Origin of the sequence: Pseudomonas marincola, from assembly GCF_900682675.2 — a bacterium.
Lineage (GTDB): Bacteria > Pseudomonadota > Gammaproteobacteria > Pseudomonadales > Pseudomonadaceae > Aquipseudomonas > Aquipseudomonas marincola.
Window position 1 is genome coordinate 1,581,600 of record NZ_LR215729.2, and the last position, 21,587, is coordinate 1,603,186.

Genomic DNA, 21,587 nt, shown 5'->3' on the forward strand with positions numbered 1-21,587 from the left:
TTCAAGGATGTAGCTGTGATTGGACGTTTGCGCGGCACCTTGGCGGAAAAGCAACCGCCGCATCTGATCGTCGATGTAAATGGCCTTGGCTATGAACTCGAAGTCCCCATGTCGACCCTTTATCGCCTGCCCGCGCTGGGCGAGCCGGTAACCCTGCACACGCATTTAGTGGTGCGCGAGGATGCTCAGTTGTTGTACGGCTTCTTCGAGCGTCGTGAGCGTGAGCTGTTTCGCGAGCTGATTCGGCTTAATGGTGTCGGCCCAAAATTGGCGCTGGCCTTGATGTCGGGGTTAGAGGTCGATGAGTTGGTGCGTTGCGTGCAGGCGCAAGATACCTCCACCTTGGTCAAGGTGCCGGGCGTTGGCAAGAAAACCGCCGAGCGGCTGCTGGTTGAGCTCAAAGACCACTTCAAAGCATGGGAAACTGTGCCGGAAATGGCTGGATTGGTGCTGCCGAGTGCGATGCCAAGCCTTGCCCCGAGCGCTGAAAATGACGCCGTGAGTGCGCTGATTGCATTGGGCTACAAGCCGCAGGAAGCCAGCCGCGCGGTGTCGGCCGTTAAGCAGGACGGCATGAGCAGTGAAGAATTGATTCGCGCCTCCCTGAAGGGAATGATTGCTAAATGATCGAAGCTGACCGCCTTATTACCGCCAGCACGCGTGACCGTGATGAGCAGGTTGACCGTGCTATTCGCCCGCTGAGCCTGGCCGAATACATTGGCCAGCCGATTGTGCGCGAGCAGATGGAGTTATTCATCGAAGCAGCTCGGGCGCGCAAAGAGTCGCTGGATCACACGCTGATTTTTGGCCCGCCTGGTCTGGGTAAAACCACGCTGGCCAATATCATCGCCGAAGAAATGGGCGTTTCCATCAAGAGCACATCCGGCCCTGTATTGGAGCGGCCAGGTGATCTGGCAGCCATGCTGACCAATCTGGAGCCTGGCGATGTGCTGTTTATTGACGAAATTCATCGCCTCTCGCCGATCGTCGAGGAAGTGCTGTATCCGGCGATGGAAGATTTCCAACTCGACATCATGATCGGTGAAGGTCCGGCGGCGCGCTCGATCAAGCTCGATCTGCCGCCGTTCACGCTGGTCGGCGCTACGACACGGGCGGGCATGCTGACCAATCCACTGCGTGATCGCTTCGGCATCGTGCAGCGGTTAGAGTTTTACAACACCGAAGATTTGGCGACGATTGTTCAGCGATCCGCCGGCATTTTGAACTTGCCGATTGTCGAGCAGGGCGCTGTCGAGATTGCCCGGCGCGCACGCGGCACGCCGCGAATCGCCAATCGCCTGTTGCGTCGGGTTCGCGACTTTGCCGAAGTGCGCGGCAAGGGCGATATCAGCCGGGAGATCGCCAATCTGGCGCTGAACCTGCTGGATGTCGATGAGCGCGGCTTTGATCATCAGGATCGGCGTTTGCTGCTGACCATGATCGAGAAGTTCGATGGCGGGCCGGTGGGTGTAGACAGCTTGGCGGCGGCCATCAGCGAAGAGCGTCACACCATTGAAGATGTGCTGGAGCCTTACCTGATTCAGCAGGGCTACATCATGCGTACACCGCGCGGTCGGGTCGTGACCCGGCATGCCTATTTACACTTTGGTTTGAATGCGCCGAAGCGGATGGGCGATTTGCCGACGGCTGACCTGTTTGATGCGGCGGATGAATAAGCACAACTTGCGCTAAGCTCGGCGGGGAATGAAAAAATTTCCCATTTGAGTGAATCAAAGTGCCACATGTCGGTCTCAGAACTGCGGCTTACTGCCTCGGCGTCAGGCGGCGAAAAAAATAGTTAAAAATACTTGCTCAGACCCATTGGCAAGTTGAGGAGCTAGCACTAGAGTATGCGCGCACAAAACGGAGTCCCGCCGTTCGCTCATCGTTGTCGTATCTACTATGAAGACACCGATGCCGGCGGTATCGTCTACTACGTTAATTACCTCAAGTTTATGGAACGGGCTCGCACCGAGCGACTGCGTAATCTGGGCTTCTCCCAGCACACGCTCGCAGGTGAGGGCCTGTTATTCGTCGTGCATTCAACCGAGGTGCGTTACCACGCACCGGCACGGCTGGATGATGAAATTGAGGTCAGTGCCCAAGTTATTGAATTAAACCGTGCAAGCCTGCGTTTTCGTCAACAGGTTCGGCGGGTTGTGGATGATGCACTGCTCTGTGAAGGGCAGTTTCTGGTGGCCTGTGTGCGCGCCGATAATTTAAAACCCCGGGCCATTCCGGACATGCTGCGTAAGGCTTTTGCCGAGCAGGGTGGCGCGGGTCGACCTGAAGCAGGAGAGTAAGCGTGGAAGCCAACGCCGTTGACCACATGTCGATGTGGAGTTTGATCACCAATGCCAGTCTGGTTGTACAGCTGGTAATGCTGACCCTTGTGGCGGCTTCGGTCACCTCGTGGGTGATGATTTTCCAACGTACCACCATGTTGCGTGCCGCCAAGCGCGCACTCGACAGCTTCGAGGAGCGTTTCTGGTCGGGTATCGATTTGTCCAAGCTGTATCGTCAGGCGGGCAGCAACCCGGACCCGGATTCAGGTCTGGAGCAGATTTTCCGCGCCGGCTTCAAAGAGTTCTCGCGTCTGCGTCAGCAAACCAATGTCGATCCCGATGCGGTCATGGACGGCGTTGCCCGCGCCATGCGCGTAGCCATTTCGCGTGAAGAAGAGAAGCTTGAAACCAGCTTGCCATTCCTCGCCACCGTTGGCTCAACCAGCCCGTATGTGGGTCTGTTCGGCACCGTGTGGGGCATCATGAATTCCTTCATCGGCCTGAGCACCGTGCAGCAGGCAACATTGGCAACCGTAGCGCCAGGTATTGCCGAAGCACTGATCGCCACCGCGATTGGCCTGTTCGCCGCGATCCCGGCCGTTATTGCCTACAACCGCTTCTCGTCGCGCGGTGAGATGTTCATTGCCCGTTACTACACCTTTGCTGATGAGTTCCAGGCGATCCTGCACCGCAAAGTTCACGCATCGGACGAATAAGTCCTTGGCTCACTCAAAAGGTTCTATAAGCCATGGCCAGAATTCGTAACAGACGCAAGCCAGTCGCCGAAATGAACGTGGTGCCGTACATCGACGTGATGTTGGTGCTGCTGGTTATTTTCATGGTGACTGCGCCCATGCTCAATCAAGGCGTTAAGGTCGATCTGCCGAAAGTCAGCAGCGAAGCCTTGCCGCAAGACAATAATTCGCAGGTGCTGACTATTTCGATCAAGGCCGACAAGACCTTCTATTGGAATATGGGCACCGAGGTTGATACTGATACCGTGCAGGATAAGGCGGTAACCCTTGATGACATGACCAAAGCGGTCACGGCGATCATTGCCGAAAGCCGTCGTCAGGGCAAAACAGTGCAGGTGTTTGTACGCGGTGATAAATCTGTTGATTACGGCACGGTGATGTCAGCGATGGGCGGCTTGCAGAAGGCTGACGTTGGTAACGTCGGGCTGATAACTGAGGCCCCTTGATGCGTGAGCAACGTGAGCCAACAACGTCAGAGAGCTATTTTTGGCCGGTAGTGTGGGCAATAACCCTGCACGTATTGATCTTCGGCATGCTCTTTGTCAGCTTCGCTTTTGCACCGGACCTGCCGCCTGCGCGGCCGATTGTGCAGGCGACCCTGTACCAGTTGAAATCGCAAAGCCAGGCCACCCAGCAAACGAATCAGAAGATTGCTGGCGAAACCAAGAAAACCTCGGCTCCACAGTACGAGGTAGAGCAGCTGGAGCAGAAAAAGGCCGAGCAGCAGAAAGTAGCGGCGGCAAAAGCGGCGGAACAAAAGAAGGCCGATGAGGCTCAAAAAGCCGAAGCGGCTAAAAAGGCAGAAGCCGAAAAGCAAGCTGATGCTGCGAAGAAGGCTGAAGCGGCAAAAGCTGCAGAACAGAAGAAGCAGGCCGATATAGCCAAGAAGAAAACCGAAGAAGAGGCCAAGAAAAAGGCCGCTGAAGACGCTAAAAAGAAAGCAGCTGAGGACGCCAAGAAGAAAGCGGCTGAAGATGCTAAGAAAAAGGCTGCTGAAGACGCGAAGAAGAAAGCGGCTGCAGATGCCAAGAAGAAAGCCGATGAGGCCGCCAAGAAAAAGGCAGGCGAAGAGGCCAAGCGCAAAGCGCTGGAAGACAAGAAGGCAGCGGCACTGGCCGAATTGTTGTCGGATGATGTAACCCATCAGCAGGCAATGGCTGATACCGTAGGTGATCAGGTGGCCGGTAATCTGGATGATTTGATAATCAAGCTGGTGAGTGAGCAATGGCGGCGTCCACCTTCAGCCCGTAACGGGATGAGCGTAGAAGTCACGATAGAGATGCTACCGGATGGCACTATCACCAACGCCAGTGTTACTCGCTCAAGTGGCGATGGACCGTTCGACAGCTCAGCCGTGCAGGCGGTGCGTAACGTGGGTCGTATCTCTGAAATGCAACAACTTGACCGTGCGACGTTCGACAAGCTCTACCGCAAACGTCGTGCTGTATTCAAACCGGAGGATTTAGATCTGTGAATACCCTGATACGTATCGTCCTGCTGAGCCTGACCATGATGGTCGGCGCAGTTCAGGCAGCTGATCCACTGGTGATCAGCTCGGGTACCGATCGCGCGACGCCGATCGCCGTTGTGCCATTTGGATGGCAGGGCGGCAGCGTGTTGCCCGATGATATTGCCGAAATTATTGGCAAGGACCTGCGCAACTCCGGCGTGTTCGAGCCGATTCCAAAGCAGAACATGATCAGCTTGCCGACCACGGCAGGCGAGGTCATCTACCGCGACTGGCAAGCGCTGGGCGCGCAATATGTGCTGGTCGGTAATATGGTGCCAAGCGGTGGCCGTATTCAGGTGCAGTTCGCCCTGTTGAACGTGGCCACCCAGCAGCAGGTTCTGACCGGCAGCGTCGGCGGCACGACCGAGCAGCTGCGCGACATGGCGCACCATATTTCGGATCAGTCGTTCGAGAAGCTCACCGGGGTCAAGGGCGCGTTCTCGACGCGTCTGCTGTATGTCACCGCTGAACGCTTCTCGGCTGAAAACACCCGCTACACTTTGCAACGTTCGGACTACGACGGTGCGCGTGCAGTGACGTTGTTACAGTCGCGTGAGCCAATCTTGTCGCCAAGCTTTGCACCGGATGGCAATCGCATCGCCTATGTGTCGTTCGAGCAGCGCCGCCCGCGTATTTTCGTGCAGCACATCGACACCGGTCGTCGCGAACAAATCACCAGCTTTGAAGGCTTGAACAGTGCTCCGGCCTGGTCGCCGAATGGTAATCGCCTGGCATTTGTCTTGTCGCGCGATGGCAATCCTGAAATTTATGTAATGGACATGGGCTCCAAGAGCTTGCGCCGGGTGACCAACCATTACGCAATCGATACCGAACCGTTCTGGGGTAAAGATGGGCAGACGATCTACTTCACGTCTGACCGTGGTGGTAAGCCGCAGATCTACAAAACAAACATCAACAGTGGTTCGGTTGAGCGGGTCAGCTTCGTAGGAAACTACAACGCCAGTCCGCAATTATCTGCTGATGAAAAAACCCTGGTAATGGTTCATCGCCAGGAAGGTTTCACCAACTTTAAAGTTGCAGCACAAGATCTGCAGCGCGGCAATGTGCGAATTCTTTCAGATACAAATTTGGATGAGTCGCCTACTGTTGCGCCTAATGGCACCATGATAATCTTCGCAACCCGCCAGCAGGGTCGGGGAGTCTTGATGTTAGCGTCCGTGAACGGTCGCGTAAGGCTCCCTCTTCCTACCGCTCAAGGCGAAGTTCGAGAGCCTTCCTGGTCCCCTTTCCTGAACTGATGCGGCGCTTTAAAACAATTTGCTTAACACACTGGGGTTCTTGAGGAGTTACATGATGGATATGTTGAAATTTGGCAAGTTTGCAGCACTCAGCCTGGCATTGGCTGTAGCCGTTGGTTGTTCGTCTAAAGGTGGCGACACCGCTGGCGAAGGCGCTGTAGACCCGAACGCTGGTTACGGTGCTGACACTGGTTCCGTAGACGGTAGCTTGAGCGAAGAAGCGGCACTGCGCGCTATCACTACTTTCTACTTCGAATACGACAGCTCTGACCTGAAGCCAGAAGCCATGCGCGCTCTGGACGTTCACGCCAAAGACCTGAAAGCTAACGGTTCGCGCGTAGCTCTGGAAGGCCACACTGACGAGCGCGGTACCCGCGAATACAACATCGCCCTGGGCGAGCGTCGTGCTAAAGCCGTTCAGCGTTACCTGGTTCTGCAGGGCGTTTCGCCTGCACAGCTGGAACTGGTTTCCTACGGCGAAGAGCGTCCAGTTGCTACTGGCAACGACGAGCAGTCGTGGGCTCAGAACCGTCGCGTAGAACTGCGTAAGTAATTCGACATGCGAAATTGCCGCCGTGTTGTAGCCGTTTTTGCACTCAGTTTGCCGCTTCTGGCGCAGGCTGAGATTCCTGTGGTGGATAACAATGGCGGCAGCGCCATGTATACATCTGATAGCAACAACACGGGCGGCGCCTACGTTGGGGGCGGGGCTTCGGCCCCGGCCTCAGCGCAAGGCATGTTGTTCAACCAGTTGCAGCAAATGCAAGATGAACTCGGGCGTTTGCGCGGGATGGTTGAAGAACAGCAAGATGAAATCCGTCGCATGAAACAAGAGAATCTTGAGCGTTATAAAGATCTCGATTCGCGACTGAGCAGTGGGGCCGCACCGGCTGCCACCCAGAATTCAAGTAATGCCAGTGCTGGCACCCCTGAGGCCGCGTCTGGCAATAATGCCGGGCAAGCGTCGTCAGCGGCTAGCGCGCCTGCAGATCCGGAGAAGGAGAAGCTGTTTTACGACGCTGCCTTCGACCTGATCAAAACCAAAGACTTCGATAAGGCCAGCCAGGCCTTTACCGCGTTTTTGCGTAAGTACCCAGACAGCCAGTACGCCGGTAACGCGCAGTACTGGTTGGGTGAAGTGAATCTTGCCAAGGGCGATCTGCAAGGTGCCAGTCAGGCATTTGCCCGCGTCAGTCAGGCGTATCCGCAGCACAGCAAAGTGCCGGATTCGCTGTTCAAACTGGCAGACGTCGAGAAACGTCTGGGCAATACCGACAAGGCCAAAGGCATTCTGCAGCAAGTCATTGCCCAATATCCGGGCACTTCGGCGGCGCAGTTGGCGCAACGTGATTTACAGCGTTTACAATAAACCCATGCTTCAAGCGTTTTCCCAAAGCCCGCGAGAATCGCGGGCTTTTCATTGGGGCTTTATTGCTCGGCAGTAGAGTTCCGGTTCTTTCCAGCAACGGAGGCGGATGGCCTGTTTAGCCGTCACGCCCGTGGCACTTATGCAAAATACCCTGCGCATTACCGAGATTTTTTACTCGTTGCAGGGGGAGACGCGTACAGCCGGATTACCGACTGTGTTCGTGCGCCTGACCGGCTGCCCCCTGCGTTGTCAGTACTGTGACACCGCCTATGCCTTCACTGGCGGCGAGATCATGTCACTCGACAACATCCTCGCCCGCGTCGCGGCTTATAACCCTCGCTATATCTGCGTGACAGGCGGCGAGCCGCTGGCGCAACCCAACAGCATTGCCTTGCTGCAACAGCTGTGCGACGCCGGCTATGAAGTCTCGCTGGAGACCAGTGGCGCGCTTGACGTCTCGTCAGTCGATCCGCGCGTTAGCAAAGTGCTCGACCTGAAAACGCCGGGCTCGGCTGAGGTGGCGCGCAATCGCTACGACAACATTCAGTGGCTGAGCCGTAACGATCAGGTCAAGTTCGTGATCTGCTCGCGTGAAGACTACAGCTGGGCGGTGAGCAAGCTCATCGAATACCGGCTGAACGAGCGGGCAGGCGAGGTGTTGTTCTCGCCCAGCCACGCGCAGGTCTCGGCGCGTGATCTTGCAGACTGGATCGTGGCCGACAATTTGCCGGTTCGCCTGCAACTGCAACTGCACAAAATTCTCTGGGACGATGCTGCCGGCCATTGAGCCGCGAGCGGCTAGTCGAGTGACCACCCGCTTAATTGCCTATTCTTTTTAGCCGGTGCAGCAAGCGCTGCGCCGGCGTGAAACACGCGAGGAAAATCATGAGTGATAAAAAAGCCGTTATCTTGCTGTCGGGCGGGCTCGACTCGGCCACTGTTGTGGCGATGGCCAAGGCCGATGGATACAGCTGTTACACCATGAGTTTTGATTATGGCCAGCGTCACCGTTCCGAACTGCAAGCGGCAGAACGAGTCGCTCGTCAGTTGGGCGTAGTCGAGCACAAGGTGATCGGCCTGAACCTTAATGGCATGGGTGGCTCGGCGCTCACTGACGCCAGCATTGCCGTGCCCGAGAACGCAGCAGGCGCCGCACCAGCTCCCGGCATTCCGGTGACTTACGTACCGGCGCGCAATACCGTGTTTTTGTCGTTGGCGCTGGGTTGGGCAGAAGTGCTGGGTGCACGCGACATTTTCATTGGCGTGAATGCGGTGGACTACTCGGGTTATCCCGATTGCCGGCCTGAGTTTGTCGAGGCCTTCGAGCGCATGGCCAATCTGGCAACCAAGGCGGGTGTTGAAGGCAACGGTTTCCGCATTCAGGCGCCACTGCAGAATATGAGCAAGGCTGAAATCGTCGCGGCGGGGATTGCCCTCGGCGTTGATTATGCCCAGACCGTTTCCTGCTACCAGGCCGATGACGATGGCCGCGCTTGCGGCAAGTGCGACAGTTGCAGCCTGCGCGCAGCCGGTTTTGCTGCGGCTGGTGTGGCCGATGCAACCCGCTATGTGTAAATTTTTTCTTGTTGGGTGTTGAAATCCTGATAAAAATCAGTATTATACGCGCACATCGGGTCGTTAGCTCAGTTGGTAGAGCAGTTGGCTTTTAACCAATTGGTCGTAGGTTCGAATCCTACACGACCCACCAGATATCCTTCGCAAGAAGGTAAAGAAACCTGAAATACACAGCCAATGTGAATTTCAGGTTTTTTTTCGTCTGCAGCTTTTAACGGCAGTCGCGCCTCGTTTGCAGCGGTGGTGCGGTTGCCGGATAACGCCAGCTTGGCGCAGCGGGCACTGCGCGGTGAATGATGCTTTCCATATTAATTATGAAAAACTATCATGCGCGATCTTTTAGGCGCTTCAACTTGTCCTTCGCGCCTCGGGCTGTCACGTGAGTGGTTTCCCGTCTGAATACGTTCACGCGGCCTGTGCGCCGCGTATACTCGAATTTCGTGCTGATAGTCCGTTTACAGGCCAGATGACATGACACAGATTTCCGAACGCCTCCTGGTGCAGGCACATCTAGATGCCAAGCAGCCCGTTGCGCTGACGCCGGAGCAAGAGGCCTTTTACCGGGCCGAGATTGCGGCTGAATTGAAAAAGCAGAACGCCGTATTGGTCGCTCACTATTACTGCGACCCGGTGCTGCAGGCGCTGGCAGAAGAAACCGGTGGCTGCGTTTCCGACTCGCTGGAAATGGCCCGTTTCGGTAATCAGCATTCCGCACAGACGGTGCTGGTAGCCGGCGTTAAATTCATGGGCGAGACGGCGAAAATTCTCAATCCGGAAAAACGCGTGCTGATGCCAACGCTGGAGGCGACTTGCTCGCTCGATCTGGGCTGCCCGGTTGATGAGTTCTCGGCGTTCTGCGATCAGCATCCCGAACGCACTGTGGTGGTTTACGCCAACACCTCGGCTGCGGTGAAGGCGCGAGCGGATTGGGTCGTGACCTCAAGCTGTGCGGTCGAGATTGTCGAGCATCTGATGGACAACGGCGAAACCATCATCTGGGCGCCGGATCAGCATCTGGGTCGGTACATTCAGAACAAGACCGGTGCCGATATGCTGCTGTGGGATGGCGCGTGTATCGTCCATGAAGAGTTCAAGGCCAAGCAGCTTGAAGACATGAAGGCTCTGTATCCGGATGCGGCCGTTTTGGTGCACCCGGAATCGCCGACGGCGGTGATCGACTTGGCCGATGCTGTTGGTTCCACCAGCCAACTGATCAAGGCGGCGCAAACGCTGCCGAACAAGACCTTTATCGTGGCCACCGACCGCGGCATTTTCTACAAGATGCAGCAGCTGTGCCCGGATAAAGTCTTTGTCGAGGCGCCTACTGCCGGCAATGGTGCAGCGTGCCGCAGTTGCGCACACTGCCCGTGGATGGCCATGAACACGTTGCAGCGCACGTTGCAGTGCCTGCGTGAGGGCAGCAACGAGATTTTCGTTGATCCGGTGTTGATTCCCAAGGCCATCAAGCCGCTCAAGCGCATGCTCGACTTCACACAGGCAGCGCGTCTGGCGCAATCGGGTAACGCTTAACGGGCTTAAACCGCACCGTAAACAAAAACGCCCGATGCATGCATGTGCATCGGGCGTTTTTGTTTATGTGCTGAACCTTTGAATTTTCTCAATCCTCAGGCGCAGCGGCTTTGATTAGTCGCCGCGCTTAGTTGAGCATCTCGTCGATCATTCGCTTTTCTTCGATCATCTCGCGTTGGCGGGCGTCGATGCGTGAAGCCAGCTGGAAGTTATTGGCGGCCCGGCGTTTGGCGAAGTCCAGTTGCTGAATGGCCTGCTTGTAATCACCGACCAATGCAAAATACTCGGCGCGCGCCTGATGCAGGCCGATGGTATCGCCCGTAAGACCGCGAACTTCGGCGACCTGGTTCCACACGTCCGGGTCTTTTGGCCGGCTCTTGAGCAGGTCATCCAGTGCGCGCTTGGCGTTATCCTTGCTGCCTTGCTTCATCAGCAGGTCTACCCGGGCCTGATTCAGCGGGTAGTTTTTCGGGTACAGCTGGAGCATGCGGTCGATTCTTGCCTGTGCGGCGTCCAGGCGTCTGGCGGCGACGTCCAGATCAAACTGGGCAAGGTTGTAGGTGATATCGTTTGGCGCTTTTTTCAGCAGCGTTTGCAGTGCCTGGCCGGCGCTCCGTTGCTGGCCGCTGCGAATCTGTGCGATGGCCAGACCATACAGCGCAGCGTCGTTGCCCGGGTCTTCATCAAGCATGGCGCGAAAGCGCTTGGCGGCAAGGCCGGGGGTGTCTTCATAAATCAGTTGCACGCGGGCGCGCATCAACTGATAACGCAGGGTGTCCTCAATCAGCTTCTGATCACTTTTGTACTGCACGGCGCGGTTGCGGGTGTCGGCAATACGCGACTCAGTAACCGGGTGAGTGAGGAGGAATTCGGGCGGCATGCGGTCGTAGCGATACTGGCGCATCAGGCTCTCGAACATCTGCGGCATGGCCAGCGGGTCGTATCCGGCTCTCTCCAGGTTGAGCAGGCCGATGCGGTCGGCTTCTTGTTCGTTCTGCCGTGAGAAGCGTTGCTGCTCCTGGATCGCGGCAGCCTGAGTCGAGGCGATAGCGGCAATGCCGGCATCGCCTGCACCCGCTGCGGCGGCGACAATACCTGCCAGCATGGCGGCCATTACCGGCAACTGCATGCGCTGTTGCGCTTCAACACCGCGGGCAAAGTGGCGTTGCGACAAGTGAGCCAATTCGTGCGCGAGCACCGAGGCATATTCAGCTTCGGTCTTGGCGTAGAGGAACAGGCCGCCGTTGACGCCGATAATCCCGCCAGGCGCGGCAAAGGCGTTGATTTGCGGGCTGTTGAGCAATACGAATTCGAGGCGACGGTCTTGCACCTGGCTGGTTTCGCTGAGGCGATAAACGCTGCTTTCAACGAAGTCTTTCAGTTGCGGGTCGGACAGCTGGCTAACCTGGCCACGCAACAGACCCAGCCATGCACGGCCAAGCTGATGTTCTTGTTGTGGTGAGACGATGGAGGAGCTGGCATCGCCTAGAGACGGCAGTTCACTGGCCGCCTGAACAGAAAAAGCGCTCAGGCAGAGCAGTGACAGCAGAGTGGGTCGCAGAAAATTCATGCACGAGGCTCTTTGCGAACAAAGGCTTACTGTAGCTGGGCAGACGCGGGTGTGGGAAGGACTGTTGCTGATTCAATTCGCCTTGGCCGGTATTGAACGCACTATTGGGTTTGGAGATTTAACAGGCTTGGCGTATGTTTCGCGGCCCCGAACAATAAATGCGGTGGGCCTCTGCCAGTGCTTCCGCCATTGGTATGTGCTGGCAACGGTGGGACAATGCCCGAAAGCCGCGTGTCTTGGAGAAGTTGTTAATGAATATTGCCGATCAGCCAGCGCTGGCCTTCGATGATGAGGTTGATGCCACTGGGCTGAGTTGCCCGCTGCCGCTGCTCAAGGCCAAGCTCGCCCTCAATCAATTGGCCAGCGGCGCGGTGCTCAAAGTGATCGCAACTGATGCTGGTTCACAGCGCGATTTTCGTGCGTTTGCGAAACTGGCCGGGCATCAGCTGGTTCATGAAGAAGTTGATAATGGTGTGTATCGTTATTGGTTGTGCAAGGCCTGAGCGCCCCACAATCTACTGTTAAGGAACATTGATGCTTAAAGTATTGCGTGACTGGCTGCATCGCTATTTCTCCGATGAGCAAGCGGTCATTCTGGCGCTGTTGGTGGTGCTGGGTTTTGCTGCGGTGCTGACGTTCGGCGGCATGCTGGCGCCGGTGCTGACCGGCTTGGTGCTGGCCTTTTTGATGCAGGGCCTGGTTGCCAAGCTTGAGCGCCTACGCCTGCCGCATTCGCTCGCGGTATGGCTGGTGTTTGCACTGTTCATGAGCGCGTTGGTGCTGATCCTGCTGGTGTTGCTGCCTTTGCTTTGGCATCAGTTGAGCAATCTGTTCAATGAGCTGCCGAGCATGTTGAGCAAGTGGCAGTCGCTGTTCATGATGCTGCCAGAACGCTATCCCGGCGTGATCAGCAATGATCAGGTGGCGCGGGCCATTGCCTCTGTGCAGGGCGAGGCGGGCAAGATCGGCCAGTGGGTGCTGTCGTTTTCTCTGTCGAGCTTGCCGGTATTGGTCAGCGTGATGATCTATCTGGTGTTGGTGCCGATTCTGGTGTTCTTCTTCCTCAAGGATCGCCAGATGATTGCCGAGTGGTTTACCAGCCATCTGCCGCAGCAGCGTTCGCTGATCAGTCATGTGGCGGCCGAGATGAATCGGCAGATCGCCAACTACATCCGCGGAAAGGTTATCGAAATCATCATTTGCGGCGTGGTGACTTACATCGCGTTCGCCTGGCTGGGGCTTAACTACGCGGCATTGCTTGCGTTGTTTGTCGGGCTTTCAGTGGTGGTGCCTTACATCGGTGCTGTGGTGGTTACCGTGCCGGTGGCGCTGATCGGTTTGTTCCAGTGGGGGTGGGGCGATCAGTTCCTCTACCTGATGCTGGTGTACTCGGTGATTCAGGCGCTGGACGGCAACGTTCTGGTGCCCCTGTTGTTCTCCGAAGCGGTCAATTTGCACCCAGTGGCGATTATCTGTGCGGTGTTGCTGTTTGGCGGCCTGTGGGGCTTTTGGGGTGTGTTCTTCGCCATTCCGCTGGCAACCTTGTTCAAGGCGTTGCTCGATGCCTGGCCGCGGGTCGAGGGTGTTCAGCAACCAGACTGCCCGCCGTTGCCCGAGCCGCGTTAATCGCGTGGTCCTAGCGTTGTGCGCTGACTGAAAAAACAAAACCCCGATACCTGCGTGCAGTTATCGGGGTTTTTGTTGGTGTCTCGCTCAGCGCTGTGTGGCTGACGCTTAGCCTTTGTTCAAGGCTTGTGCGGCAGCCAGTACCGCGTCGACATGGCCCGGCACTTTAACGCCACGCCATTCCTGGCGCAGTACACCGTCCTTGTCGATCAGGAAGGTGCTGCGGTCAACGCCCATGTATTCCTTACCGTAGAGTTTCTTCAGTTTGATCACGTCGAACAACTGGCACACGGCCTCGTCCTTGTCGCTGATCAGTTCGAACGGAAAACTCTGTTTGGCCTTGAAGTTCTCGTGCGACTTGATGCCGTCACGCGAGATGCCGAATACCTGAGTGTTGGCCGCCTGAAACTCGGCGTACTGGTCACGAAAGCCCTGACCTTCGGTGGTGCAGCCCGGCGTGCTGTCTTTCGGGTAGAAATAAATCACCACCTGCTGGCCTTTGAGGTCAGACAGTTTCACGGTTTTTCCGCTGGTGGCCGGTGCTTCAAAGTCGCTAACCGGAGAGTCGATTGCTACAGCCATATAACCTCCTACTGATTTTGCGGGCGCCACGGTTCGATCAATGCGTCCAGATTCAGCGCATCGGCGAAGTCGAGGAACTGATCACGTAGCCAACTGATTTGCGTGCCGGCGGGCAGGGTTACTGTCAGCGTGGCATTGAGCATCGTGCCGCCGGTCTGCGGGGCTTGATAGGTGTCCAGGGTAAGGTTTTCGAGCTCGACGTTATGGTCGAGGAAAAACTGGCACAACTCGTTGAGAATGTCCGGGCGGTAAACCGAGCTCACATACGCCACATACGGCAGCGCTTGCGGGCGCACGTCTGTGGGCGCACTGCGAATCACGTTAACCGTGAAATCGTGCTTCTTGGCCAGGCCAGGCAGGCTTACTTCCAGGCGTGCCAGGGCGTCCCAGTTACCGGAAATCTGTAACACCAGGGCGCTGAACTCGCCATGCCGGCTCAGGCGTGTGCTCACCACGGCGCAGCGGTTTTCATTGCTGGCGCGGCACAGCACGTTGGTCAACTCCATAGCGTTGAGACCAAGTGCACTGATAACGAGAAATTGTTCGCGAACTGGGGGGGTGGACATGCAGCCTTCCTAAACAATGGGCGATGAGCTGGAAAAACGCGCTCAAACAAAGCCCGAAGGGTAGCGAAAAGCACCGCCGAGGGGAATGCCAGTCGTTGCAACCGCCGCACATTTTGCAGGGCGATAGTCGTCATTTCAGCTTAAAAGCCAGCGGGTGGGCCATTTGGTAGCGCAGCGCTGAGCGTGAAATTTATCCTCGCGCCTTGCGAGTGGCCGGCAAATTGCCGGATGGCAACTGTCAAAGTGGTTAAATTGATGAAAAATCAGGGCATCTGATGACTCATCAGCGGACTTGTCTTGTGCAAGGCTGGTAGCGCCAGTACCATTACGGCTCTCTTTTTCCGGCAGGAGTGGTTGCATGATTGCGGGCAGTATGGTGGCACTGGTTACGCCCATGGATGCGCAAGGCGGTCTTGATTGGGACAGCTTGAGCAAACTGGTGGATTTCCACCTGCAAGAGGGCACCAACGCCATTGTCGCGGTCGGCACCACAGGTGAGTCCGCGACTTTAGAGGTGTCTGAGCACATTGAGGCGATTCGTCGCGTAGTCGATCAGGTGGCGGGTCGTATCCCGGTCATCGCCGGCACGGGCGGTAATTCGACGCGTGAGTCGGTTGAGCTGACTCGCGCCGCAGCAGACGTTGGCGCAGACGCCGCGTTGCTGGTTACGCCTTATTACAACAAGCCGACTCAGGAAGGCTTGTATCTGCATTTCAAACATATCGCCGAGTCCGTTGCGATTCCGCAGATTCTCTACAACGTACCGGGCCGCACCGTTTGCGACATGCTCCCGGAGACCGTTGAGCGTCTGTCGAAGATCGACAACATCGTCGGTATTAAGGAAGCCACAGGTGACCTGGACCGCGCACGCGAAGTGCTCGACCGCGTCAACAAGAACTTCCTGGTTTATTCCGGTGATGACCCAACCGCCGTTGAGCTGATGCTAATGGGCGGCAAGGGCAACATCTCGGTAACCGCCAACGTTGCGCCACGCGCCATGAGCGATCTTTGCGCTGCTGCCATGCGTGGCGACACCGCCATTGCCCGCGCCATCAACGATCGTTTAATGCCGCTGCATAAAGCGCTGTTCGCCGAATCCAATCCGATTCCAGTGAAGTGGGCTCTGCATGAAATGGGCATGATGCCGGATGGCATTCGCCTGCCACTGACATGGCTCAGTGAGCGTTATCAGGAGCCGTTGCGTCAGGCCATGCGCCAATGCGGCGTGTTGGTTTAATTGAGGAATTACTGCGCATGAAGCGACTGGCCGGACTCACAACACTTGCACTAATCATCTCCAGTACCAGCGGTTGTGGCTGGATCTGGGGTGAAGATGGCTATTTCCGTGACCGGGGTAGTGACTACCTCACCGAGCGTCAAACACCTCCTATGCAATTGCCTGCCGACGTGCAGAGCAAGCGCCTTGACCCACTGTTGCCGGTGCCTGCGCAAATCAACGACAGCACCGCAACCGGTGAGTACGAAGTGCCGCGCCCGCAAGCCATTGCAGTCACAGAAGACGTCAGCGAATACAGCCTGCAGAAAAGCGGCAAGTCGGGCTGGATTCTTGCCCGTCGCGTGCCGGCCGAAGTCTGGCCGGTTGCCCGTCAGTTCTATGCTGACAGCGGCTTCAACATCGTTGATGAGCGCCCGCAAACCGGTGAGTTCAGCACCGACTGGCAGCCGCTCAGCAGCCTGTCTTCTGGCCTTGCCCGTCGTCTGGCAAGCAAAGCCAGTGACATCGAAGAGGGTGCAGAAACGCGCGTAAGAGTGCGTATCGAGCCAGGCGTGCAGCGCAACACCAGTGAGGTTTTCGTGGTCAGCGCACAGCGTCCTGCTGGCAGCACTGCTGATGTCGCCTTCACGCAAGGCAGCGTCAATCCAAGCCTCGATAATGCCCTGCTCGACGAGATGCTCGTGAGCATGGCGCGTAATTCGGAGCAGGGCGGTTCGGTTTCCCTGTTGGCTGCACGTGACTACGATGCGCCAAGTCAGGTCAGCATGACCGAAGACGGTAACGGCAATCCGGTACTGCATCTGGGTTCGGACTTCGATCGCGCCTGGTCTGGCGTCGGTCGCTCACTCGAATCGGGTAATGTGCGGGTAGACGACATCAACCGCAGCGTTGGCGTTTACTACATCAACCTCGCCGAAGGCGCCAAGGTCAATGAAGAAGAGCCAGGCTTCTTTGGCAGCATGTTTGGCAGTGAGCCCGATGAAGAAGAAATCGAAGCCCGCGCCGAGCGTTATCAGGTTCGCCTGACAACCGTTGGTGAAAGCGTTCAAGTGTCTGTAGAGAAGGATATCAACACCTCGGCCCCGGAAGACGTGGCCCGCCGTGTGTTGACTATTATCCAGGACAACCTCGGCTAAACCGTCAGGCGGCGCGTGCGTCGTCTGTTAGTCCGAGACAAAGCCGGCTGAAGTGTTCAGGTGCTCACGCATCGAAACCTTTAGCCGGTTTGCCTTTACCGGTCGCATAACTCGGCGCGGTGCAGGTTCCACCCACATGTACTGGGCCACCTCAGGCCCGGATGAAACCAATAGGCGCAGCGATGGTTACGCCTGTTTCGTTTGCCAAAGACGGAAGCCCCGATATGACGACGCCAACCTCCCTGAGCCTGAAGAAAATCTACTCGGGTAAAGTCCGCGACCTCTATGAAATCGACGATAAGCGCATGCTGATGGTCGCCACCGATCGCCTTTCCGCGTTCGACGTGATCCTCGACGAGCCCATCCCCGAGAAGGGCAAAATCCTCACTTCGATTTCCAACTTCTGGTTCGACAAACTCGCAGGCGTGGTGCCCAACCACTTCACCGGCGACAAAGTCGAAGACGTCGTCAGTGCTGCCGAGTTGCCGCTGGTTGAAGGTCGCGCCGTCGTTGCCAAGCGCCTCAAGCCGGTTGCTGTAGAAGCCATCGTGCGTGGTTATATCGTAGGCTCCGGCTGGAAGGAATATCAGAAGAGCGGCACCGTCTGCGGCATCCAGTTGCCAGCTGGCCTCAAAGAAGCTTCAAAGCTGCCTGCGCCAATCTTCACCCCGTCGACTAAAGCCGCTGTTGGCGACCACGACGAGAACATCTCGTTTGAACAGTGTCAGGCTATCATCGGTGCCGAGCTCGCTGAACAAGTGCGTGACACCGCCATCGCCCTGTACAGCGCTGCGGTCGAATATGCTGCGACCCGCGGCATCATCATCGCCGACACCAAGTTCGAATTCGGCCTCGATGAAGACGGCACCCTGACCCTGATGGACGAAGTGCTGACCCCCGATTCCAGCCGCTTCTGGCCGGCCGAGAGCTACGCCGAAGGCAGCAACCCGCCGAGCTTCGACAAGCAGTTCGTACGCGACTGGCTGGAGTCCACCGGCTGGAACAAACAAGCCCCGGCGCCAACCGTACCAGCAGACGTCGCGCAGAAAACGGCCGACAAATACCGCGAAGCCCTGACCAAGCTCACCGCATAAGTTAGGTAACTGTTCCTGGCTGCACAGAAGGGCGCGAAAGCGCCCTTTTTAATGCCCGCCGAAAATCGTTCTTCACCAGCGCAGGCGCGGGCTAATCCGCTCAAAACACGCAAGCACCTGAAAATATGCGAAAAATTTTGCTCAGGGGGTTCGCCAAACGCCAACAAGCTGCTATTATTCGCGCCGCTGTGGGAAGATGCCGGAGTGGCCGAACGGGACGGATTCGAAATCCGTTGTATCAGCGATGGTACCTAGGGTTCAAATCCCTATCTTCCCGCCATTATTCAAGGGCTCCAGAGGTTTACGCCTCTGGAGCCTTTTTCGTTTGGGGGATTTTTGGGGGAATGACTTCGCGTGACATTCCCCCATCCCCCAAGCTAAAGTTCGTGTATGGCCTATTACGAAAAACGCGGTGAAGCCTGGCGCGCCCAAGTTCGGCGGAAGGGCTACCCAACACTATCAGCCACCTTTGATACCAAGGCAGAAGCTCAACGCTGGGCCGCAGGTATTGAGGGTGATATGTCTCGCTCACGATATGTTGATCAGCGCGAGGCTGAGCGCACATCGCTTGCCGAGGCGCTGAAGCGATACCGCGCAGAAGTCAGCGATCACAAGAAGGGGGCCAAGCAAGAGGCCGCACGCATAGCCCGATGGCTAGAGCATCCTTTGGCTGACAAATCCCTTGCAGAGATCACATCAAGCCAGTTAGCAGGCTATCGCGACGAACGAATAGCGCTCGGTGCTTCGGGCGCAACGGTGCGCTTGGATCTGGCAATCATCAGCCACCTATACACTGTCGCGTCAAAAGAGTGGAATATGGATGGGCTAAACAACCCTGTTCATAACCTGCGCTTGCCGTCGACAAGCAAGTCTCGGGATCGGCGCCCAACAACAGCTGAGCTGGAAAAGCTCTACGCTGCCGCCGCAGACATTCATCCTGAGCTTCCGGTCATCATTGCGCTTGCTGCGGATACTGCTATGCGGCGTTCAGAGCTGGTGCTGTTGCGCCGGGAGCAAGTGAAGGGGAAGGTGGCCTATCTTGAGGACACAAAGAATGGTCAGCGCCGTGCCGTACCGCTATCAACGCGGGCACTTGCGCTGATTAAGGGGCTGCCTGCGCGCCTCGATGGCAGGCTGTTCAGCCTCAAGCCTGACTCAGTATCGAACTACTTTGCACTCGCTCGCGATGCTGCGGGCATCGAAGACTTGCGGCTGCATGACATGCGGCACGAAGCAACCAGCCGTCTATTCGAAATGGGGCTTCCAGTGATGGAGGCTGCCGCAGTGACCGGGCACAAGACATTGAGTCAGCTTGCCCGGTATACACACCTCCGTCCAGAGGATATTGCAGACAAGCTCGGCTGATCCTGCCTGGTATCCCTATCACCCTGCCGCCCGCAATGTCGGCGGCGCCTGTCGAGGTCGTCCGACCTTGGGTGCCTTGTGTTCGCCTGCCTCGTATTCGCGCAGGAAGCGCCGAACACTCTCAACCCGCCAGCACACCCTCGCACCCTGCTTGAAGTATGGCGGGAGCCAATCCGGCCTGGATTGGACGGCGCTCCGAATCGATGACTCGGTGCGCCCCATAATCTTCGCCAACTCTGGAACATGGACAATTTCTGGCTCGATCATAGATCACCCCCAATCAGTTCAGCCGGCACCATCGCCGTGTCGCCCAGCATGGCCCTGACCCGTGCGCGACCGAATGCGATGAGTATCGTGGGGCCGCTGGAAAGTCGCATAGGGCGCAGCGGATCGTATGGCTCGCCCTTGCTATATGCAAAAGACCTGATGACGCCGGAGTTGTTTTGAACCGCGCCGTATGACCGGCAGTGCGCATCCATCAATGGTCCGCCCTGGCTCCAGTCGGTCGATGGTCGGTAGCGAATCATCCCGCGGCCATCGACCTGGAATACCCGCGGCCCAGTGCCGTACTCGCCTCGTATCACCTGCAGGCTCAATCTTTCTGTGGTGCCGACGAGCCAGTCCAGCGTCGGGCCAGTTGCATCGGCAACCTTCACTTCGATCATCTGGTTCATGGGGTTTGCTCTTGCATGGCGGCGTCAACAAGCCGGTCTATTTTTTGGCCTGAACAAGTGAACATATCTATCAGCTGGTCGCCGAAGAACTCGCTCTTGGCATTATCTTTCAGCCACCTATACCTCCCAACATCCCGCTTTAGCTCTGCTCGTTCGGCGAGTAGAGCGAGGATAGTTGCGGGGTTCGCGGCACGGAAATAGCGCTCGCCTGCGCCAAACTCTGACCCGATGCCGTAGAACTGCACCCCGATAGCATGGTTGTCGAAGTTGCAGTAATCGTTCTCAAGCGAGGCATATCCCTCGCCTCCGCATACAGGACAGTCGATCATTGCGCCAGGGTCCGCCTTGATAATTTCCTCTGCGTTATCTAGGTCTTGAGGAGTAGCGGATTTCGCCAAAGCCTCAAGCTCAGCCACTAAATCATCGGTTATCGTTGGTGCAGTCATAATTCCTCTCTACCCATTAGCGGGGAGTTGGTGGGCTAGGCAGGCGTATAAACTTCGCCACGCCGCTCAGCTGCAGCCTTGCGATACATTTCGTGGGTGAATACTGAGTCAGGCTCGCGCCCCAGCAGCGTCATGCTGTAGTTGTTGCCCTTCGCACGATGCTGGCCGGCGCAGTATTTCTCAATCAGGTATTGGGCTTCGAACTTGTCACCTTCCCCCGCAAGAACTCCCGCGCCGACAGTTCCGCCTTTCCAAGAGCCCTTTTCTGTCCCTGTTTCGCCATCGAAACGGATATCCATTGATAGGAATGTGCGGCGAGGACGAATTGCGCCGAAGTACTTCTTGATCCAGCCCGTACCCACCCGATAGACGCGCTTTTCGAGGTAGCAATAAGCGCGTATCTCTTCGCCGTCATGATCTCTGAGTAAGAATACAAAACGGATCAGTGAGTCCTTTAGATTGCTGCTGGCCTTGTAGTCTTTCGGTTCAACGCGCTCGATACCGTCAGCGCCGCAGATGGTTGACGATTGCAGGTCGAACTCTGTCCAAGGAAATGAAACATACCCCGACTTACTCGTGATTGAGTCGTGAGTCTGAGCACCATTGCTCCAGTGGATTCCACTGCGCATCAGGTGAAATCCATATTCGCGGTTAAATATTTCGAAGTAGTTCAGATGACCATACTGCTCGATCCGCTTAGCTTTTTGCTCGGGCGATAGGGTCGTGAAAGTGCGCTTAGCTCTGAAAGGGTTTAGCAGCTTAGGGATGGATATGTAGGCCGAGTACCTCCATACCTGGGCCACGATCTTGTTACCTGGGTATTCATCATCGCCAGACTGGATTAGCAGCCCGACAATGCTGTCTTTCTGTCCTTTGTAATACAGATCGATAAAGCGCAGGATCACGAATTTTTCTTGGTGTGGATTAACGCGAAACACGTTGGCTGACAGCCATGCTTTGATTAATGCGAGCACAGTAAATCCTCCCGCCCATAGGGCAGTGATAAAT

General features: G+C 56.7%; 25 protein-coding genes and 2 tRNA genes. 20 read left to right on the forward strand and 7 right to left on the reverse strand.

Annotated features, from left to right (window positions below; all coding sequences use genetic code 11):
* The first annotated feature begins 15 nt into the window (after window positions 1-15).
* The 13 genes from ruvA (at window position 16) to nadA (ending at window position 10,283) form a co-directional block, all read left to right on the forward strand.
* On the forward strand, window positions 16-627 hold the full coding sequence (gene ruvA, locus PMYSY11_RS07300) for a Holliday junction branch migration protein RuvA (RefSeq protein ID WP_150548740.1): 612 nt from the start codon (window positions 16-18) through the stop codon (window positions 625-627).
* A complete protein-coding gene (gene ruvB / locus PMYSY11_RS07305) occupies window positions 624-1,676 on the forward strand; it encodes a Holliday junction branch migration DNA helicase RuvB (RefSeq protein ID WP_069901627.1) in 1,053 nt (350 codons plus the stop codon). Before ruvA ends, ruvB begins: the two co-directional genes overlap by 4 nt.
* 174 nt (window positions 1,677-1,850) lie before the next feature.
* Window positions 1,851-2,303, forward strand: a complete 453-nt coding sequence (gene ybgC / locus PMYSY11_RS07310; RefSeq protein WP_069901628.1) for a tol-pal system-associated acyl-CoA thioesterase — start codon at window positions 1,851-1,853, stop codon at window positions 2,301-2,303.
* A 2-nt stretch (window positions 2,304-2,305) separates the two neighbouring features.
* Window positions 2,306-3,001: a protein TolQ gene (tolQ, locus tag PMYSY11_RS07315; RefSeq protein ID WP_069901629.1), complete on the forward strand. Its 696-nt coding sequence runs from the start codon at window positions 2,306-2,308 to the stop codon at window positions 2,999-3,001.
* A gap of 32 nt (window positions 3,002-3,033) precedes the next feature.
* Window positions 3,034-3,486, forward strand: coding sequence for a protein TolR (tolR, locus tag PMYSY11_RS07320; RefSeq protein ID WP_090515807.1), 453 nt, complete (start codon window positions 3,034-3,036; stop codon window positions 3,484-3,486).
* The gene (gene tolA / locus PMYSY11_RS07325) at window positions 3,486-4,514 is read left to right on the forward strand and encodes a cell envelope integrity protein TolA (protein ID WP_090515809.1); all 1,029 of its coding nucleotides are present in this window, start codon (window positions 3,486-3,488) and stop codon (window positions 4,512-4,514) included. Before tolR ends, tolA begins: the two co-directional genes overlap by 1 nt.
* Window positions 4,511-5,809, forward strand: a complete 1,299-nt coding sequence (gene tolB, locus PMYSY11_RS07330) for a Tol-Pal system beta propeller repeat protein TolB (protein ID WP_069901632.1) — start codon at window positions 4,511-4,513, stop codon at window positions 5,807-5,809. Before tolA ends, tolB begins: the two co-directional genes overlap by 4 nt.
* Before the next feature lie 55 nt (window positions 5,810-5,864).
* A complete protein-coding gene (gene pal / locus PMYSY11_RS07335) occupies window positions 5,865-6,362 on the forward strand; it encodes a peptidoglycan-associated lipoprotein Pal (RefSeq protein WP_069901633.1) in 498 nt (165 codons plus the stop codon).
* 6 nt (window positions 6,363-6,368) lie between these two features.
* Entirely contained in the window at window positions 6,369-7,178 is an 810-nt protein-coding gene (gene ybgF, locus PMYSY11_RS07340) for a tol-pal system protein YbgF (RefSeq protein ID WP_069901634.1), read from the forward strand.
* A gap of 139 nt (window positions 7,179-7,317) precedes the next feature.
* On the forward strand, window positions 7,318-7,965 hold the full coding sequence (gene queE, locus PMYSY11_RS07345) for a 7-carboxy-7-deazaguanine synthase QueE (protein ID WP_150549667.1): 648 nt from the start codon (window positions 7,318-7,320) through the stop codon (window positions 7,963-7,965).
* A 98-nt stretch (window positions 7,966-8,063) separates the two neighbouring features.
* Window positions 8,064-8,753 (forward strand): 7-cyano-7-deazaguanine synthase QueC, encoded by a 690-nt coding sequence (gene queC, locus PMYSY11_RS07350; RefSeq protein ID WP_069901635.1) that lies wholly within the window; start codon window positions 8,064-8,066, stop codon window positions 8,751-8,753.
* A gap of 57 nt (window positions 8,754-8,810) precedes the next feature.
* Window positions 8,811-8,886: transfer RNA gene (locus tag PMYSY11_RS07355), tRNA-Lys, on the forward strand.
* Between the two features lie 338 nt (window positions 8,887-9,224).
* Window positions 9,225-10,283, forward strand: coding sequence for a quinolinate synthase NadA (gene nadA / locus PMYSY11_RS07360; RefSeq protein WP_150548741.1), 1,059 nt, complete (start codon window positions 9,225-9,227; stop codon window positions 10,281-10,283).
* 127 nt (window positions 10,284-10,410) lie between these two features.
* Here the strand turns inward: nadA and PMYSY11_RS07365 are convergent, their stop codons facing one another.
* Entirely contained in the window at window positions 10,411-11,853 is a 1,443-nt protein-coding gene (locus PMYSY11_RS07365; RefSeq protein ID WP_150548742.1) for a M48 family metalloprotease, read from the reverse strand.
* 251 nt (window positions 11,854-12,104) lie between these two features.
* Between PMYSY11_RS07365 and PMYSY11_RS07370 the strand changes: the two genes are divergently transcribed.
* Both PMYSY11_RS07370 and PMYSY11_RS07375 read left to right on the forward strand, forming a co-directional pair.
* Entirely contained in the window at window positions 12,105-12,356 is a 252-nt protein-coding gene (locus PMYSY11_RS07370) for a sulfurtransferase TusA family protein (protein ID WP_069901638.1), read from the forward strand.
* A gap of 31 nt (window positions 12,357-12,387) precedes the next feature.
* Window positions 12,388-13,479: an AI-2E family transporter gene (locus PMYSY11_RS07375; protein ID WP_069901639.1), complete on the forward strand. Its 1,092-nt coding sequence runs from the start codon at window positions 12,388-12,390 to the stop codon at window positions 13,477-13,479.
* A gap of 108 nt (window positions 13,480-13,587) precedes the next feature.
* Here the strand turns inward: PMYSY11_RS07375 and PMYSY11_RS07380 are convergent, their stop codons facing one another.
* Window positions 13,588-14,061: a peroxiredoxin gene (locus PMYSY11_RS07380; RefSeq protein ID WP_069901640.1), complete on the reverse strand. Its 474-nt coding sequence runs from the start codon at window positions 14,059-14,061 to the stop codon at window positions 13,588-13,590.
* An 8-nt stretch (window positions 14,062-14,069) separates the two neighbouring features.
* On the reverse strand, window positions 14,070-14,627 hold the full coding sequence (locus PMYSY11_RS07385; RefSeq protein WP_069901641.1) for a glycine cleavage system transcriptional repressor: 558 nt from the start codon (window positions 14,625-14,627) through the stop codon (window positions 14,070-14,072).
* A gap of 358 nt (window positions 14,628-14,985) precedes the next feature.
* Between PMYSY11_RS07385 and dapA the strand changes: the two genes are divergently transcribed.
* The 5 genes from dapA (at window position 14,986) to PMYSY11_RS07410 (ending at window position 19,459) form a co-directional block, all read left to right on the forward strand.
* Window positions 14,986-15,864 carry a 4-hydroxy-tetrahydrodipicolinate synthase gene (dapA, locus tag PMYSY11_RS07390; protein ID WP_069901643.1) on the forward strand — a complete coding sequence of 293 codons (879 nt, stop codon included), beginning with the start codon at window positions 14,986-14,988 and terminating at the stop codon, window positions 15,862-15,864.
* A gap of 17 nt (window positions 15,865-15,881) precedes the next feature.
* On the forward strand, window positions 15,882-17,000 hold the full coding sequence (gene bamC / locus PMYSY11_RS07395) for an outer membrane protein assembly factor BamC (RefSeq protein ID WP_150548743.1): 1,119 nt from the start codon (window positions 15,882-15,884) through the stop codon (window positions 16,998-17,000).
* Window positions 17,001-17,224: 224 nt separating this feature from the next.
* Window positions 17,225-18,094 carry a phosphoribosylaminoimidazolesuccinocarboxamide synthase gene (locus tag PMYSY11_RS07400; protein WP_150548744.1) on the forward strand — a complete coding sequence of 290 codons (870 nt, stop codon included), beginning with the start codon at window positions 17,225-17,227 and terminating at the stop codon, window positions 18,092-18,094.
* A 190-nt stretch (window positions 18,095-18,284) separates the two neighbouring features.
* A tRNA-Ser gene (locus tag PMYSY11_RS07405) sits at window positions 18,285-18,374 on the forward strand.
* Window positions 18,375-18,484: 110 nt separating this feature from the next.
* Window positions 18,485-19,459, forward strand: a complete 975-nt coding sequence (locus PMYSY11_RS07410) for an integrase (protein ID WP_150548745.1) — start codon at window positions 18,485-18,487, stop codon at window positions 19,457-19,459.
* Window positions 19,460-19,477: 18 nt separating this feature from the next.
* On the opposite strand, the gene PMYSY11_RS21870 is transcribed toward PMYSY11_RS07410, so the two are convergent.
* Genes PMYSY11_RS21870 through PMYSY11_RS07425 form a run of 4 tightly spaced genes read right to left on the reverse strand, consistent with a single transcriptional unit; the run spans window position 19,478 to window position 21,553 of the window.
* Window positions 19,478-19,723, reverse strand: coding sequence for a hypothetical protein (locus PMYSY11_RS21870; RefSeq protein ID WP_150549668.1), 246 nt, complete (start codon window positions 19,721-19,723; stop codon window positions 19,478-19,480).
* Window positions 19,723-20,133: a phage protein NinX family protein gene (locus tag PMYSY11_RS07415; RefSeq protein WP_150548746.1), complete on the reverse strand. Its 411-nt coding sequence runs from the start codon at window positions 20,131-20,133 to the stop codon at window positions 19,723-19,725. The genes PMYSY11_RS21870 and PMYSY11_RS07415 overlap by 1 nt, the downstream gene beginning before the upstream one ends.
* Window positions 20,130-20,579 carry a hypothetical protein gene (locus tag PMYSY11_RS07420; protein WP_150548747.1) on the reverse strand — a complete coding sequence of 150 codons (450 nt, stop codon included), beginning with the start codon at window positions 20,577-20,579 and terminating at the stop codon, window positions 20,130-20,132. The genes PMYSY11_RS07415 and PMYSY11_RS07420 overlap by 4 nt, the downstream gene beginning before the upstream one ends.
* Before the next feature lie 35 nt (window positions 20,580-20,614).
* On the reverse strand, window positions 20,615-21,553 hold the full coding sequence (locus PMYSY11_RS07425; protein WP_150548748.1) for a hypothetical protein: 939 nt from the start codon (window positions 21,551-21,553) through the stop codon (window positions 20,615-20,617).
* Between the last annotated feature and the right edge of the window lie 34 nt (window positions 21,554-21,587).